The sequence below is a fragment of the Nostoc sp. NMS4 genome, from assembly GCF_017115095.1.
GTDB lineage: Bacteria > Cyanobacteriota > Cyanobacteriia > Cyanobacteriales > Nostocaceae > Nostoc.
In genome coordinates this window covers 1-16,106 of the sequence record NZ_JABXKI010000099.1, presented here as the reverse complement: position 1 = coordinate 16,106, position 16,106 = coordinate 1, and the positions used below count along the sequence as shown (strand labels likewise).

13 protein-coding genes are annotated in these 16,106 nt (G+C 40.6%); 3 read left to right on the top strand and 10 right to left on the bottom strand.

Annotated features, from left to right (window positions below; genetic code table 11):
- Window positions 1-4: 4 nt before the first annotated feature.
- Genes HWQ37_RS07080 through HWQ37_RS07070 form a run of 3 tightly spaced genes read right to left on the bottom strand, consistent with a single transcriptional unit; the run spans window position 5 to window position 3,529 of the window.
- Entirely contained in the window at window positions 5-1,402 is a 1,398-nt protein-coding gene (locus HWQ37_RS07080) for an ATP-grasp domain-containing protein (protein WP_292745282.1), read from the bottom strand.
- 59 nt (window positions 1,403-1,461) lie between these two features.
- Window positions 1,462-2,295: an O-methyltransferase gene (locus HWQ37_RS07075; RefSeq protein WP_292745280.1), complete on the bottom strand. Its 834-nt coding sequence runs from the start codon at window positions 2,293-2,295 to the stop codon at window positions 1,462-1,464.
- 4 nt (window positions 2,296-2,299) lie between these two features.
- Entirely contained in the window at window positions 2,300-3,529 is a 1,230-nt protein-coding gene (locus HWQ37_RS07070; RefSeq protein ID WP_292745278.1) for a sedoheptulose 7-phosphate cyclase, read from the bottom strand.
- 1,342 nt (window positions 3,530-4,871) lie between these two features.
- On the opposite strand from HWQ37_RS07070, the gene HWQ37_RS07065 reads away from it, so the two are divergent.
- Window positions 4,872-5,033, top strand: coding sequence for a hypothetical protein (locus HWQ37_RS07065; RefSeq protein WP_292745276.1), 162 nt, complete (start codon window positions 4,872-4,874; stop codon window positions 5,031-5,033).
- Between the two features lie 190 nt (window positions 5,034-5,223).
- Entirely contained in the window at window positions 5,224-5,715 is a 492-nt protein-coding gene (locus HWQ37_RS07060; protein WP_292745274.1) for a hypothetical protein, read from the top strand.
- Between the two features lie 97 nt (window positions 5,716-5,812).
- On the opposite strand, the gene HWQ37_RS07055 is transcribed toward HWQ37_RS07060, so the two are convergent.
- The 3 genes from HWQ37_RS07055 to HWQ37_RS07045 form a co-directional block, all read right to left on the bottom strand.
- Window positions 5,813-6,586 (bottom strand): hypothetical protein, encoded by a 774-nt coding sequence (locus HWQ37_RS07055; protein ID WP_292745271.1) that lies wholly within the window; start codon window positions 6,584-6,586, stop codon window positions 5,813-5,815.
- Between the two features lie 204 nt (window positions 6,587-6,790).
- Window positions 6,791-7,375: a class I SAM-dependent methyltransferase gene (locus HWQ37_RS07050; protein WP_292745325.1), complete on the bottom strand. Its 585-nt coding sequence runs from the start codon at window positions 7,373-7,375 to the stop codon at window positions 6,791-6,793.
- Between the two features lie 311 nt (window positions 7,376-7,686).
- The gene (locus tag HWQ37_RS07045) at window positions 7,687-8,094 is read right to left on the bottom strand and encodes a hypothetical protein (protein WP_292745324.1); all 408 of its coding nucleotides are present in this window, start codon (window positions 8,092-8,094) and stop codon (window positions 7,687-7,689) included.
- A gap of 67 nt (window positions 8,095-8,161) precedes the next feature.
- Between HWQ37_RS07045 and HWQ37_RS07040 the strand changes: the two genes are divergently transcribed.
- Window positions 8,162-8,827, top strand: coding sequence for a class I SAM-dependent methyltransferase (locus HWQ37_RS07040; protein WP_292745269.1), 666 nt, complete (start codon window positions 8,162-8,164; stop codon window positions 8,825-8,827).
- A 277-nt stretch (window positions 8,828-9,104) separates the two neighbouring features.
- Here HWQ37_RS07040 and HWQ37_RS07035 read toward each other — a convergent pair whose 3' ends face one another.
- The 4 genes from HWQ37_RS07035 to HWQ37_RS07020 form a co-directional block, all read right to left on the bottom strand.
- Window positions 9,105-10,814: a fasciclin domain-containing protein gene (locus HWQ37_RS07035; RefSeq protein ID WP_292745268.1), complete on the bottom strand. Its 1,710-nt coding sequence runs from the start codon at window positions 10,812-10,814 to the stop codon at window positions 9,105-9,107.
- An 879-nt stretch (window positions 10,815-11,693) separates the two neighbouring features.
- Window positions 11,694-11,867 carry a M14 family zinc carboxypeptidase gene (locus tag HWQ37_RS07030; protein ID WP_292745265.1) on the bottom strand — a complete coding sequence of 58 codons (174 nt, stop codon included), beginning with the start codon at window positions 11,865-11,867 and terminating at the stop codon, window positions 11,694-11,696.
- Between the two features lie 30 nt (window positions 11,868-11,897).
- Complete coding sequence (locus tag HWQ37_RS07025; protein ID WP_292745263.1) at window positions 11,898-15,743, bottom strand: CHAT domain-containing protein; 3,846 nt, start codon at window positions 15,741-15,743, stop codon at window positions 11,898-11,900.
- 111 nt (window positions 15,744-15,854) lie between these two features.
- On the bottom strand, window positions 15,855-16,106 hold a 252-nt coding region (locus HWQ37_RS07020), incomplete at its 5' end, for a transposase (RefSeq protein WP_292745261.1).

The window sequence follows — 16,106 nt, the reverse complement described above, 5'->3', positions numbered from 1 at the left end:
TTATTTAATCGCCATCTAATTCCACCAGTTTGCCAATATTAAAGTCTATTTTTACCCATCCTTTGAGTTGTTGGAGATTCTTCAGCAAAAGTAAGGGAATCTGCCAATGATGCAAAGTCAAAAATGGTATGGGGTCATCAAGATTGTAAATAGCATCAGTGCCTTGCACTAGGGTATTAATCGATGTTTGCAATTGTTTCCAGGAACGGATACCAGTTAGTCGCCAGATTTCGTGATATATGAAGTAAGTGGGCTTGCTACTTGCTAGGGGTTCCAGAGGTGCAGCGAGGGGAGTTTTACCAAGATAGGCCTCTGCAACACTGGGGTGATTGTAGAACATTGTAATTGCCGAATGAGTACGGGGATTGCACTCAATGGCGTAAACTGTACTGTCTTCAGCTTGGATAAAGTCGAAAGAAACTTGTCCAGTCAATGCCAAACTCTTGACGAAGTGTTGCACCCATTGACGGATTTGGGGATTTTCGACGTTTTCATAGTTAATTTGAAAGGCAGAAGAGTTTGAACAGCAATGCAATCTTAATTCTCCATCGCGCACCGTACTATGTGTGCATAATTCCTTACCAGGAACAAACTCTTGCATAATCCAAGGTTTTTCTGGACTGATGGGTAAACTGTTGACAAAAGCTGCTGTCTCTTCTGGAGTGTCGCAGGGAAGTTTGGTTAAATTTAAGCGGCGAACGGAGTCGTAATCAATACTTTTAAGAATATATTTGCGGGTTTCTTGACTAAAATCGAAATTGATAACTTGTTGAGGATCTGTGATTTTAAACGATTTGGGGACAGATAAACCAAGCGATCGCGCGCGATCGGTAAAGGCAAATTTATCATCCAACATTTTGGTTATATCTGGATCAAAGTGGAAAACTTCGCAGTATTCTGATAATACAGGCTTTGCTAAAGAGTCATAATAGCTAGCGACAGGACTGCATACAGGTACATAAACGTCAACCTTTTCTTGTTTGACGATTTTTACTAGCGACTGGATATAGCCTTCTGGATCTGATTGCGGAGCCGGAACTGTATAAAAACGACTTACCGCTTTTGAGAATCTATGACCAGACAACCAGTATTTTTTACCTTCAATCAAAATAACTCTGTGTCCTGCGGCATGGAAGGAGCGAGCAAGTTGCAATGCTTTGGTCATCTTGGCTCCACTTACCAAGATAGTCTGAGGATGAGCAGCTATGATAGCTTTTTTCGTAAACGGCGAACTCACAATGCCCCACAGCAAAGATATCAATACTATCAAAGCATTGAACGGCAAGGCTATTAGTAATAATATCAGAGTACCGAGAGTCTTGAATAGAGCTACTACCTTTACCCTAAGACTTGTTGATGACGTTGAAGATTGAGGCAGAGATAAGGAGATTGATTGTGTCATAAGTCTTTCCTTTGTGTTTATTGTAGAGACGTTGTATTGCAACGTCTCTACAAACTTTGTTACACCACGCGTCTAATTAGGGTTACACCATCTCGGATGGGTAACAGAACTTGCTCTACACGAGGATCGGCGGCGACAATACTGTTGAATTGAGCGATCGCTTCACCATTAATAGTACGTTGTTCAGGTGGTAGGTAAACTTGTCCCTGCAACAAAGTGTTATCCACACAAATTAAACCGTCGAGAGTCAGTAAGTGATTATCCAAAATGGTCTGGAAGTACTCTACATACTCTTTTTTATCTGCATCAATGAAGATCAGATCGAATACTTCTTTTCTGGCAGCCAGCTTGTGGAGTGTCTCTAAAGCAGGTGCTACTTCCACAACGATTTTGTCGCCGTGGGGAGACTCACTAAAGCAAGTTTGAGCGAATTCAGCAACGTAGGGATCTACTTCGCAACCGATAAGTTGCCCATCACTTGGTAATGCTTCTGCCATTGCTAAGGCTGAATACCCTGTGAACATCCCTACTTCTAGAATGCGCTTTGCTTTGGTGATATGAACAAACATTTTCAATGTCTGTCCTTCCAGATGTCCTGAGAGCATTTCCTGCTCTAGTTGACGCACTGTTTCACCATCGCTGAAGCGTTTGCTCCAGTCTTCTTGACTTGTTTTTTGCGCTAATGTAGTCAATGCGCTCGATTCGGGCGTGGTGTATTCATCCAAGTAGGGATCTAAACCCGCCGCTAATTGAACTCCCTGCCGCAAAGAATCTAATATCTCTACGGGAATGTTGTTCTCTTCTGCTAATTTCAGGGTTTGCTGTAGCTGGGCTACTAAGATACTGTGTGGCGTTATCGGTCTAGCTGTTTCTCGTTCTAAAACACTCGTCATATCATCACACCCCTACTAGCTTGGCTTCTTGACTTTCAATGTATGCATCAACACCTTTGCCGCCACGAGGGTATTTAGCACAAAGACGTTTGTGTTCAGCTAGGGCAGTATCAAGTTCTTCACGAGTTAGATCGTTGGCAAAGAAGCACTCACCAATGGGACAAGGCATAGCTGCACGTAGCTTACCATCTCGTGTCAAGCTTATAGACTGGGTAGCATCCCAGAGCAAATCCCCATCTAGTAGAGGATGATCGAGTGATAAACCGATACGACTCATCAAATCTAGGATGCGATCGCGCTCTCCTGTGGGAATATAGCCGCGTTGTGCTGCAATGGTTGCAGACAAAGCCATATCTATATTGACGGCATGACCATGATATAGGGGTATCTGAGGTGCTAATTCTAGGGTAGGACTCCAAGTGTGGCCATAGGCGATGACGCGATCGAGGTCTAGTTCATGTAAGTTAGGTGTCTCTAACTCCAACATGGTTTTGATTGCTTCGTAGTTGACTTTATGAGCTATCTCTTTAATTTCCGGTGTCCCATTCACATGTCCAAAGTGAGTAGAAAGCAGTTCTTCGCCATATTCGTATAGCAGCTCAAAGACTTCCGAGTTAGACACTACAGCGATTTTCACCAACTCTGCCATCCCATTACGAACTTGAGACGTTGGCAAGGTTTTCAAGAATGAGAAATCTAGGATCACTTTCAAAGGTGCATGATATGCTCCCAAGCGATTTTTTTCCTTACGATGATTAACTGCAACCTTAATTGCTACACCTGCATCAATTAAACCAATCAACGTGGTAGGAATGCGAATGTAGTTACTCTTGCGACGGTAAGAAGCACAAGCAAACCCAGCCACATCAGTAATTAGACCACCACCGACAACTAAGACCGGTTCTTTACGAACTAAGCCGAAGTCCGAAAAAGCGTCAATAATTTTTTCAAAAGTTGCCAGGGTTTTAGCCGGCTCTGTAATGATGATCGGAAATACTGTCAGTTCAATGTCATAGTGTCTAAAATATGACCTGATCTGATCGCCATAAAGTTCATGGACATTGGCATCAATTACAGTCAGACAGCGACCAAATTTTGCGTAGCTATCTGCAATTTCTCTGTTTTCAATATCAAATGCACCGTTCACATAGACAAGACTAAAATCGATTTTTTCGTAACCTTGCACGTGAAATGCAGCTTCTGTAGCTTCAAATGATGCTTGAACTTTATTCATTGTGTTGACCTGATTCCAATTAAAAAGTTGTGAGATTTCGGTAATAATTGTGATTTACCCTAATGTATGCCAGCAAGCATCTATGCTTTTTACCCTTTCAGATAAAAGACAGTACGAAATCAGCTTTCAATCAAAAGCTAACGCTGATTACTGACTGGCAATGTTTTTAAACAACACCATTCATTTGAGTAAATTCTGTAGATGGGTTAACCTTTAATTCGGCATAACCTCAAACAAGCCAATTAGTCCCACTAGCAATATATTGGGATAATACTTCCCTGCTTATTCTGTGGATTGTTGACTTAAAATTTGGGAAATTAATCTGAAATTCAGATTTATTCCACTATGTTTAAATCTAGTGGCTTTCCAACTGTGCGATTCCGTAAAAATTCTAGCCTAGATAACTGATTGTATCGTTGATCCCCAAGCTTCAACTTGAGATTAGAACCCTGATTAATTGTTAGTTCGCTGTTTCTTAGCATTAGTCTCAAGCCTTATATTACTAAATTCGCTACATTCTATTTGCTTTAGAATAACAGTGGACTTTTAGGAAGTTTCGCTGAATTTATACTAACTCCAATATGTTTGTCTCTAGGAACTTTCCGAGTCTTAGACTTTGCAAAACTCATATCTTAGTAAACTACTCATATTGTCTATTATTGTCTATCTCCAGGCTGACATTTGATATTACAGGCATGATTAATTCTCATCTTGCTGTTTTTTTGCATTAGTTTAAAACCATAAAATGGCTAAAAACGAAGATCACTCACCAAATTTTAGATTTTGGATTGAAGATTCAAAATTTAAAATCTAAACTGGTCTCAGAGCAAGCGAATTTAAACACGAGAATAAATCCAAAATCCAAAATTGATTCACTGCATTCTATTCCGAACCTCAGTAGAAAATCTATTGTTTAAGTCAATTTAGCGATCAGTATCTAACATACCTACTTCAGCAACTCCTGAAAACTCAGAATTTAAATATATCTGAATTATTTGTAACAAAAATTTAACCTTTTTAAGGAACGGTTATGTCTGTTAAAGGTTTCTAAGTTTGCTGGAATTGCCTTATTAGTCCTAAATTAAGCCTTTCCAGCCTAAACCAGCAAGTAGTTTGCTAGTTGATAACTGAAAAGTACAACACAAATCATAACATAACATTACATTAGTACAAATCATAACATCTGTAAATATATTTAAGTCAATCCACCATGCGAAGTGTGGTGGATAACCAGATATCTGCAAAAAAATATGTCTCAAGATAGATATTTTATACAATAAGATATTTGAAGCAGTAGCTATGGCTGAGTGCTGAGTTCTGAGTAATGGTTCACGGTTATAAGATGGCGACTAATTCTCATAGATCGCAATCCGATCGCAAGTGGCGTAGTCTAAGACATCATATCTGCGTTAAAACAGACAACGTTACTATTATGCTAGATAGCTGTCAAAGGGGAGAATTTGTAAGTGCGATCGCTTATTTATTTTACGATCTAAAAAATTGAGTATTTCTAACAGACAAAACTTATTTAATTTGCTTTTTAAATAATCTTAATGTTCCTTAACTTAGGTTAAAAAATCTTGGTATTGACTTCAGAATGTAAGAGCGATCGCTTTGTAAAGGTTAATTGATATTAGTTGTCAAACTGCTGATGAAGTTACAAACTAAAGAAATACAACACACGCAATTATTTTATGACTGCTATTTCTAACCTTGAATTCAAACGACCAATTTGGCAAACCGCGATCGTATTGACCTTGGGCTTTTGGCTCAGTGCTAGTCTAGTTTTAGACTGGGTAATTATGCCTAGCCTTTATCTTTCTGGGATGATGAGCCAAGCTGGTTTTACAACAGCAGGATATACGATTTTTTGGAACTTCAATCGGATGGAATTATTATCAGCTGCTGTAGTCTTAACTGGCGCACTAGCTTTGAGCAAAACCCGATATCACTGGAGTATTGGCAGCATTGTTTTATCTGTGCTGCTGTTAACTATAGCTGTGCTTGACACCTATTTATTAACTCCGCAGATGTGCGCTATAGGAGTTCAACTCAACCTATTTGAAGCTGCGGCTGCTATTCCATCGACAATGAATTTACTACATGGTAGTTATTGGCTACTGGAACTAGTTAAGGTGGTAGCTGGTGGTACACTTTTAAGCTGGTACTGGCGGGAGCAATTTTAAGTAGTTGGAGAAGTGTAATGGTGAGAATATCCACTTATAAATCTCACGCCAGAGACGCAAAGAAATTCTTTGCGTCTTTTCGCTATGAGAGTAATAGTTAAGCAGTCTTAAAAAATCGAATAATTTCGCGGACATGATCCAGAAATTGCCCATCAGTGGAAAGTTGCGCGATCGCATTTCTGGCTTCTCTCGCCAAACGCTCATGTTCTGTTTGATTTGTCGCTCGTAATTCTTCTAAATTAGCCGCAATTCGAGCTAAATCTCGGCGGGTTTCTTCACCAAAGCGTTGTTGAGTTGCGGATAAAGAATAGGGTTGTTCTGGGTTGAGTTGATCTTCTAATGACTGGATTTTTTGTTCCAATATCGAGAAGCGATCGCGCAGTTCAAAAATATCTTCGCGCGGATACTTCCACTCTTGGCGAATCATCGCTAACCGCGCATATAAATACTCATAAGCGCGAATCGCGGGACGCAGAATTGTTAATAATAAAGCTGCACCAGAACTTATATACCCAACTGTACTAATACCTGTAGCAGCCAGAGTATAAAGACCAATGGCTGAGAATAAGTGTAAAGCAATGGCAACCCAGAGCGATCGCTTGGCTAACACTGTGACATACTTCACTTGTTTCTCATCGACTGGAATGCCTTTCTCTGTTGATTGTGCTGCTTCTGCTAAGACTTCTTTGGCTTGAAAATGCACATTCCACGGTACGGTGACAATTACCAACAGCCACCAAAAACTAGCACCACCAATTACCCAATCAAGAAAGTTACCAGCAGGGATGTGCAACCATTGCAGTAGTCCAAAAGCTGCCAACACTACAACCACAATTCCTGCAATAGAACTGATGAAAAAGTTAATATACATTTTGCCCTGTCTCCGGTGAAACTATCACCTCGATTATGGCTGTAACCCAGCAGTTATACGTAAATTATTGTGATGGTTTTTCTATTTGCACATACAAGCTTTTCGATAAGATAGCTACGCCAATTAGGGGATCAGCCGGGACACGCGCAAAACAAGACATCAAACAACCTCTTAGCCACAAGCAGCCGCTTATGCTGTAAAACTCTAAATTTTCTGGCAATTCGCATAGATAAAATAGTTATCTGTCACATTGACTTGGGCTTTAAACCCAATTTTTTCTAGGTGTTCTTGCAATTCATCGGCCTGATAAAAAACTTTGACTATAGTGAATTCCTGCTCATTATTTAATTTGCGAAGTTTATAGATATTACCATCATCTGCCAACAGATGATTTTTCGCTGTAGATGTAGGTTCAAAACGAGAATCGATAATAAATAATTGCCCACCCAAACGTACAGATTGATAAACCTTTTGCAAAAATGAATTGAGTAAGTTTGGTGGTACATGAGAAAGCCAAAAACCAAAGAAAACTAAATTATATTCAGTTTCCGGCTGCCATGTAAATAAGTCTAGTTGGCGATATTCAATATTTGGTGAATTTAATTTAGCTCTATTAATAGTAATCATTTCTTCCGAAGCATCAATCGCTATAATTTTCTCACCAATATTTAAAAGCTTTTGTGTCCATATTCCCGTTCCACTAGCTAATTCTAAAACAGATTCGACTAATCCCACTTTATCTAAAGATTTACTGACAATATCTACTTCCTTAAACCATTGTTGGTTCAGTTTTTCACCACGATCATAACGTCCTATTCTATAGAACCATTCATCATACTCAGTAGCTCTATTTCGGTAGTAATCTATTTGTTACTGAATAATTTTACTTATCATAATTTTTGTACTTTTTTTACCTGCAATCTATAGCTTTTAAGTAAGAATTCAGGAGTCAGAATAGTTAAAGAATCAGGAGAATATTTGATATATTCATCTAGCAATCATACTGGATTCCTTTTAAATTCTGACTTCTGACTCCTGGGTGCTGAATTCTTACGCTTTTAAAGTGGATACTCACTGGTTTTTATAGTTGCACATACCAGCTATTGGATGAGATAGCTACGCCAAATTGATTGAGTATCTTTACTGCCTTTTTCTGGAATTAGCGATCGCCAAGTTTTACCTTCTTGCTGAATTTGTAGATAAACATCAAAGGGTTTTTGTGGTTGCGTCAAGCGTCGCTTTGGTAGCTTAACAATCAAGTCGTAGGTTCCCCGAACGTGGAAAGCTGGTAAATTTTCAATCGTCAGGGGTTGTTCCTGGGTAATTGATAACCGCTTGATTTCAAATCCTTGAAAATCTAAATCCAACTGCTGGCTAAGTTTTTGTTGAGTTTGTTCTAGCCCAAGTGCGATCGCTTTTTGCACTAAATCGCTAGTCGGTAGCAGTCCAATACTACCACAAGCAGTTACTAGCACCAGTAATATTGCTGTCAAAACTAACCGCACCATGTTATTCCTGAGATTCCACTTATCAGCGATAGTATAACTGTAGTTTCTCTCAATTCTCTGATCTATCATGCCAAAACAGTCTATAGGTCTTGATAACCAACTCTACAATTATCTTTTATCCGTTTCGCTAAGGGAACCAGAGATTCTGGGGAAGTTGCGCCAAGAAACCGCCAATCATCCCCGGAGTAGAATGCAGATTTCACCAGAACAAGGGCAGTTTATGAGCTTTCTGGTACAGTTAATTGGAGCGAAGAAAACCCTAGAAGTTGGAGTGTTTACGGGTTATAGCTCGCTTTCTGTAGCTTTGACTCTACCGGCTGATGGTAAGATTATTGCTTGTGATGTGAGTGAAGAATTTACTGCGATCGCAAGACGGTATTGGCAAGAAGCCGGGGTTGCTGATAAAATCGATCTCCGATTAGCACCAGCTTTAGAAACTTTAGATAGCCTCTTAGCAACTGGGCAAGCTGAGACTTTTGATTTTGCCTTTATTGATGCTGATAAAGAAAATTATGATGGATATTATGAGCGATCGCTGCAATTAGTGCGTCCAGGTGGATTGATTGCGATCGATAATGTTTTATGGTCTGGACAAGTAGCCGACGAGCAAAATCAACATGAAACCACCCAAGCAATCCGGGCGCTGAACGAAAAGTTACATCATGACGAACGCATTACCCTCTCCCTTGTCCCCATCGCCGATGGACTTACTTTAGCAATCAAGCGACCTTAATACAGCAAGGGCGCACAGCTAACTGTACGCCCCTACCACGTCTTCTACTTCCAAGTAGCTAGACGTAAATCAATTTTTGTAGTTAGGACTTTAGTCCTAATAATCCTTGCTTTGAGTCATGAATCGCTCACTACTAACTAGGATTTTACTTAGGAACATGGATTAAATAAGATGCAAAACTTTATCCTGTCTCTAGCTTCCCTCTCCTTTATAAGGAGAGGGATTGAGGGTGAGGTAAACCAGGGATATAAATTGTATGTTATTTAATTCTCATTCCTTAGAAGTTATAGCCAACTCCTAATTGTAGTCCTACATCAGTGTCATCTAGAAAAGCAGCATTTACACCACCGGTAAGCGTAATTTTAGAACCGAGAGGAACATCTACACCACCTGTTAGCAGCAATCCAATATCAGTATTAGCATTAGCTTCAATTGCTACACCAGCACCAATATAAGGAGATATACTATAGGTTTTCTCACCTACTGAACCTGCTTTGCGGGGAGAAAAATCTAAAGTCACAGGAACTAGAAATATTGTATCGTCCCCGAAAATCACCGATGGTCGTACTGAGAGATAGTTTGTCAGACCAAGTTTACTGATCACTGTAAAGTTACCATCACTCAGAGCTGTATCGTTGCCGCTCAAACCAATGTTACCACCAACTCCGATATAGCTTCTGCCACCACGAGTACTTCTACCTACTTTAACATCAGGTGTTGTACCATTACTTCCTGTTGGCGGCTGATTTAACTTACTGATGTTAACATCAGGCGGAATCAAGACTTGGTTAATTGCATGGATAATACCATTGCTAGCTTTCACATCCGCTTGGAGAACTCTGGCATCATTTACCGAGACTTGACTGTTTGCGGAATCGATTTTAATATTTACAGTTTTTCCTTCATCGGTTGTCAATTTTCCTGCCGAGAGTTGACTAGCAGTTACCGCACCGGGAACGACATGATATCTCAAAATCTTAACTAACGCTTCTCTGTTCTCTGGTTGCTCTAACTGTTGTAAGGTAGCAGCAGGTAAAGCAGCAAATGCATCATTGGTGGGAGCGAAGACTGTATAAGGGCCTGCCTGTTGAAGAGTATCTGCTAGACCGGCTGTCTTTAATAAAGAAGTCAGAGTTGTAAAAGAACTACTGGATGCAGCCAGAGCAACAATATCAGTACTTGCAGGAGTTCCAGCTACAACATATTGACTAGCTGGAAGATTGCTAGCAATGGGTTGTACCCGTCCCTGTTTAACTAAAGCTTGATATAAAAGTGCTGCTGCTTCAGCACGAGTCAAAGACTGTTGCGGATTGAGTTGTTTTACATCTGGGTAGTTGACAACAAGATTACTTACTGTCGCTGCTGCTACACTGCCAACAGCATATTGTGGGATAGCTGATGCATCGTTGTAAAATGTAGTGAGAGTACTTGTATCGCCACCAGTTAAAGCTAAACCACTACTTAAAGCAACGATCCCCTGCACTCTGGGAATTTCTTGATTTGGTTTAAATACGTTCCCAGGATAGCCAGCCAAAAATCCAGTTTCGTAGGCGTTTTGAATTGCAGCAGCTGCCCAGTAGTTAGCAGGAACATCACTAAATCCACCTGCACTTAATTGCCGGACTCGGTTTTGGTTACTGAAAGCTTTTTGAATCAAAGCAGCAAATTCAGCACGCGTAACAGGCTGATTTGGTCTATAAGTGCCATCAGGAAAGCCACTAATCACGTTATTCTCAGCTAGGGCTTGAATGAAGGGACGCGCCCAATAATCTGAGGAAACATCAGACAAGTTAAATGTTGAAGTCGGCGATGGTGTCGCAGGTGCTGGTGTCTCAGGTGCTGGTGTCTCAGGTGATGGTGTCGCAGATGGAACAGGAGTTTGAGATAAAGCTGGGGCAGAAATTACGATGGGAGTTATTGTAGCAGCAGTCATTCCCAGAACTAGCAAAGCAACCTTTGTAGATGACCAACGAGACAAACTAGACATGGAAATATCCTCTTTTCAATTTCTTGGGTTGACTATTGGAAAATACTGGATGTAAGGTTAATTGAATATAGATATCCAGATGATTATTTGGTTGCCTTGATATGGAAACCAGAAGTGAAACCCGTTAACTCTGGAAAGTTCAAATGTGGGACATTATGAGTAGCTGCTCTGATATCTCATAACATTTATCCAAATGTTGACCACATATAGTATGGGATTCTTATTTGTTTTTTAAAGAACCGCAGATCGTACTTCAAGAGAAGCAGGTATACTGTGGTAATCTCTTCTGTTGCAACAATAAAGATAATTAATGCAAGTAGGCGATTTTATCAGTACTAAAATTGCAGTCAAGCAGTAAAATAATTGGCTTTTAATAGCCATCTCTTTATAATTGCCGAAGAGGGTTCATGCCGTCAAACTTAATGTATCATGATCTTTAGCAAGAATTAAGAATAAAATGTGTCTTGGCGATATGATGTATTATTAATCTTTGATTGAAATTATACAACTAACTCAGGGCTGGATTTTGAAGAAAAACTTTCACTCTTTAGATAGTTGTCATTGATGGTAAATTTTCAAATACTAGACTGGAAGTTAGCGATCGCAATCAAAAATTTCGAGCATGATTGCGCCAAGTTTTTGGCTAAGAATTATTTTTTTTCCAAAAGACAATTTTATGAAAATGAACCCAAAGATAAACTAGGGTTTTTGGAAGTGTAATCAGGCAAACGGTAATTATAGGTTTAGACAAAGCTACAAGTAGCTCGACGTAAGTACCGTAAGCTGTAACTAATAGACCAGACCTGTTACATAAGTCAAATTACCCCCCTTAATCCCCCCTTATAAAGGGGGGAAACTTGAAATCTTGCGCCCTCCCCTTTACAAGGGGAGGGTTGGGGAGGGGTGATTCAAGGATTTTTGCAAGAGGTCTAATGTTTGCAAGAGGTATAGACAAACACTTGATGGTACTAGTTCAGTGGCGTGGATGTTGCCATCAACCCAGAGGACAGGTTTTTCTTGGTGTGCGCCAGTGGCAAAGTTTGTAACTGTCAATACCCGCTTCCTTACGAATTACGAATTATTTTAATTAGGTTTACCCATAATCGTGAATGCTGCCCAGTAATAAGGGTGATTATAAAGATTTTTATCTGATGGCATTTTACTATTTCTATATAGTTGGGTCGCTAAATAAGTTTGAATTCTTACTTCCTCTGGATGTAGATTATTCAAAATATCTTCATACCATTTTGTCAGTTCTCCAGCAGTTAGTTCTTTCAGCCATCGGGTTGCTTCAGCTAAGGCCGTAACTGCTGATTTATTCGGCTGTAATCGTCGGTAAAACTCGATTGTTACCAAAGCACTAGCCGAAGATTCTACACTCCAGAGAGTACTAACTACATGAGGTACGCCCTGAGTTACAAAACCACTGACTAAACTCACATATTCGCTGCTGATAGTGTGGTTGCTAGTAATTAAATTTTCACAGGCAGAAAGGGTAATAAGGTTGTAACTATCTAGATTTTGTTGGCAGATTTCATCTAGAGTAAGTCTGTCTTCACCTGCTAATGCTAATTCGGATTTTTTAGGTTCAGCTAAATTATTAGTGGCATGACCCGTAAAATGCAAGATGTTATAATTCTCAGATAAGGCATTGACGACAATATTTTTTGTAGCTTCTGCTCCCGAAATTCGTTGGATATTATTAAACATCTGACTAACAATTTCAGATTCCAATTTGGCAAATTTAAGTGGAGGATAATCTGTACTTTCAGGATGTTCAACACTGAGCAAGAACTTATTTTGCCACTGCCAAATATCCTCAGTTCTGATTGATAAACCTATTTGGGCGCTAGGTAGATAGGTAACGGTGAAATTTGATTCTACATTGGGTAACTCTTCTGGCGATGGCGAAGAGAGATGGAAAAGGGTATGGATGGGCAATCTGTACAAATCACGGTGAGGAATTAAGACCAGTTGGGTGATACCTTCGAGTTCCTGGGCGATTGTGGAAATATTCAGGATTTCATAGAGTTGCAACAGCTTCTCTTCCATCTCAACTCGCCAAGAATGCTGACTTTTACTTTCTTTATCTTGGGCTATGTTGCGATATTCTTGGTATTTTTGATGCCAATCTTCTAACCAAATTTCAAATTCAATTAGGCGTTGCACTGCTTCGGGTAGAGGTAATTCATTGAGACGGATAGCATCTTCTCCTAAAGGTATTACCCCAGTATCTTGCATGGGTGTAAACAGAAGAATCGGTGATGGCGCTTGGTCTTTGAGAATGAAAGTATGTAGGGCAACTGGACTAATATGCCAGTAAATAATTGCTGTTGTCGGATTGAATAGTTGTTGAATTGCGCCATAATAAGGCGAGTAAATATTATTATTCCAGCCAGAAAGCAGCCAGTTTAAACAAGTATTTTTACCTTGTTCGGCAATTTCCCAAGCTTCAACTAAATCACCAGACTCCACAGCTAAATCAACTGCCAATTGATCGAAGCCGGCAAATTTTAAAGCTAGCTGTTTTTTACTTTCATCTGAGCGAGTTTCTTCACTCAGTAATTGTCGCAATAAATCTGTCCCACGTTGCAGCAATTCTTGAACTTGTGTGGTTTGTCCTAAACCCATCAACACTTTGCTTAGAGATTGTAAAACCTCTAAATGCAACTGAGGAAAATATTCTAATGTCAGGGTTAATAGCGCCTGATGGTATTCAGATGCAGCTTTCCGCCAATAATCGCGGGTATTGGTATGTTTTTTACCTTGCTCATAGTAAGTATTAGCGATCGCAAAATGCAATCTCCCCCAACCTTCTGGATGGGTATCTGTCCGTAGATGCCTTAACCCTTCCTCGTAGCTGGCTAATTTTCCTTCGTAGCCGCCCTGTTGTAAGGCGGGATTTGTGGCTGCGATCCTGTCAGAATCTACTAAATTACCGATCGCAGTTCCCCGACCAATCCAAGCTTCCCAATAGTCTTGTTTGATTTGCAAAGCGTTGTCATAACAGGCGATCGCTTCGGCAAATTGTTCTAAATAAAACAGTGCTACTGCCTGATTATACCAAGCTAAGTGGAAGTCGGGTTTAATGGCGATCGCTTGTCGATAGGAGGCGATCGCTTCTTGTCTACGTCCTAAGTTGTCTAATGCTATACCCCGGTTGTACCAAGCTAAGTAGAAATCAGCTTGAACTGAAAGGGCTTTATCCCAGGAGGCGATCGCTTCTGACCATCTTCCCAAATTAAACAGCACGACACCCCGATCTATCCAAACTTCGTGGTACTCTGGGTTAATTTCTATAGCTCTGTCATAAGATATAATCGCCTCGGCAAATTGTTCGCTGACGGCTAGGGCGATACCTCGGTGATACCAGTTTTCCTGGTCTTCTGGTTCGAGTTGCAGGGCTTGGTCATAACTAGCAATGGCTTCTGGTAGCCAACCTAATTTCAGCAGTGCCAGACCCTTGCTAGACCACGCTTCTTGATAGTCTGGCTTGATTTCTATAGCTTTGTCAAAAGAAGCGATCGCTTCTTCAAAGTATCCTAATTCTCCCAGAGTTCCACCCCGGTTGTACCAGGCTTTGTAGAAGTCGGGTTTTAGTTCTATGGCTGTTTCATAGGATGCGATCGCTTCTTCAAAACGTTCTAAATGGAACAGCGTTAAGCCTCGATTAAACCAATATTCTGAGAATTCGGGTTGCATTTCAATAGCTTGGCCATAAGATGCGATCGCCCCCAACAAGTCACCTGTTTTCGCTTGCTGAAGACCTTGGTAAAACCACCCTTGAGCGTGGGTAATCGGATGATCGCTATGTCGCTCAATAATACCAGGGGAATTACTGCTTTGAACTGCCAAATCAGAAGCAAGTTGCTGGACTAAATTGGTACTTTGATCCAATCTTACCCACAACTCATCTAAAGTATTAGCCACATTCGGCTCTAAGTTCGTCAAAGTGTTATCCCAGGTTTCCACCAAGGAAGACGTTGCTAATTCAGTTTTTTGTCTAGTGGAAAGGAGATTTGCTGGTGTTGTAATTTGAACAACTTTTCCATCCTCGAACCTCAGTTGGGTTAACAAGGTGATTGAATCTTCGGCGGCGGGGAGAGGGATATTTTCTGGTATTGTGGTTTGCGGGTCTTCTCTTTCATATTCCCATACCAGTTCCTCTAAGTTTTCGGGCGATATTTCCTCAAAAGAGGCATTTTGGGGTGCTGACGTTATTGGTTCAACATCTGGCACATCATATTCCCATAATTGTTCGCCAAAGCTACGGATTAGCTCTTGTCCGGGGGAAGTTGGGAGAATTTCTTCATCGGTTGTAGTTTCTACCACATCTGGCTCATCATACTCCCATAACTGCTCGCCCAAATCGCGGATCAGTTCTTGCCCAGGAGTAGTTTCTACCACATCTGGCTGATCATACTCCCATAACTGCTCGCCTAAATCGCGGATCAGTTCTTGCCCAGGAGTATTCTCTACATCATCTTGATCATCTTGTGCCTGATTGTCCTGATACTCTTGTATTTCTGTAGGTAAGTTTTGCATTAGCCGAATGCCAATGTCATAAGCAACTTCTCCAATTCTGCCAACACCAAGTTCCCCTAATTGCACCATCTGTGTGGCTAAAAGAGGATTTGGTGTAGGTGAAGCTAGCAAGCTTTCACCAAACATCACCAACCAGTCTATCCAGCGTTCAGCCGGAACGCGATTTTCGATCCGTTGCAGATACCTCAATGCCCACTGTCGTCCTCGTGCTTGATGCACGCCTTCTAACAATTGGATAAACAATTGTTCCAGATCGGCATTGGTTAGTTCTGGTAGTACACCCACCAGATTACGTCCTCTCGCACCCTTGAGAGAACTATTCTGTTTACTTGCAATGAGGCGCTTTAAAAACCTTTTAAGCGACTGCGATATCCGCCTGAGCATCTGCCACACTCTTGGATTTTGTTTTTCTAGATTGTAGCCATCGTTGTGTTATTAAAAAAATCATCAATTACTTGACATACTCCCCGGCGTGAACGCACGGGGATTCTAGCTTCAAACAGCAATTGCAGTCTGAGACTGTCTGACATCACCTAAGCTAACAGTCGATGCCCCGACTGCTTGAATGTTTTTAGCGGCGTTTTCGTCTCTCCCATTCACGGATTGACAGGATGGGCAACGCCACTCTCTAACAGACCAATCCAAACTTTCTAGAACGTGTCCACAATGAGAACAAGTTTTACTGCTGGGATACCATCTATCAATAAATACAACAAGCTTATTTTTCTTTTTGGCAATCCATTCTAG

Coding starts and splice junctions, on each gene's coding strand:
- HWQ37_RS07075 (WP_292745280.1), bottom strand. CDS start 2,295: ATGACGAGTGTTTTAGAACGAGAAACAGCTAGACCGATAACGCCACAC.
- HWQ37_RS07040 (WP_292745269.1), top strand. CDS start 8,162: ATGCCAAAACAGTCTATAGGTCTTGATAACCAACTCTACAATTATCTT.
- HWQ37_RS07065 (WP_292745276.1), top strand. CDS start 4,872: ATGGCGACTAATTCTCATAGATCGCAATCCGATCGCAAGTGGCGTAGT.
- HWQ37_RS07060 (WP_292745274.1), top strand. CDS start 5,224: ATGACTGCTATTTCTAACCTTGAATTCAAACGACCAATTTGGCAAACC.
- HWQ37_RS07045 (WP_292745324.1), bottom strand. CDS start 8,094: ATGGTGCGGTTAGTTTTGACAGCAATATTACTGGTGCTAGTAACTGCT.
- HWQ37_RS07070 (WP_292745278.1), bottom strand. CDS start 3,529: ATGAATAAAGTTCAAGCATCATTTGAAGCTACAGAAGCTGCATTTCAC.
- HWQ37_RS07055 (WP_292745271.1), bottom strand. CDS start 6,586: ATGTATATTAACTTTTTCATCAGTTCTATTGCAGGAATTGTGGTTGTA.
- HWQ37_RS07035 (WP_292745268.1), bottom strand. CDS start 10,814: ATGTCTAGTTTGTCTCGTTGGTCATCTACAAAGGTTGCTTTGCTAGTT.
- HWQ37_RS07025 (WP_292745263.1), bottom strand. CDS start 15,743: ATGCTCAGGCGGATATCGCAGTCGCTTAAAAGGTTTTTAAAGCGCCTC.
- HWQ37_RS07080 (WP_292745282.1), bottom strand. CDS start 1,402: ATGACACAATCAATCTCCTTATCTCTGCCTCAATCTTCAACGTCATCA.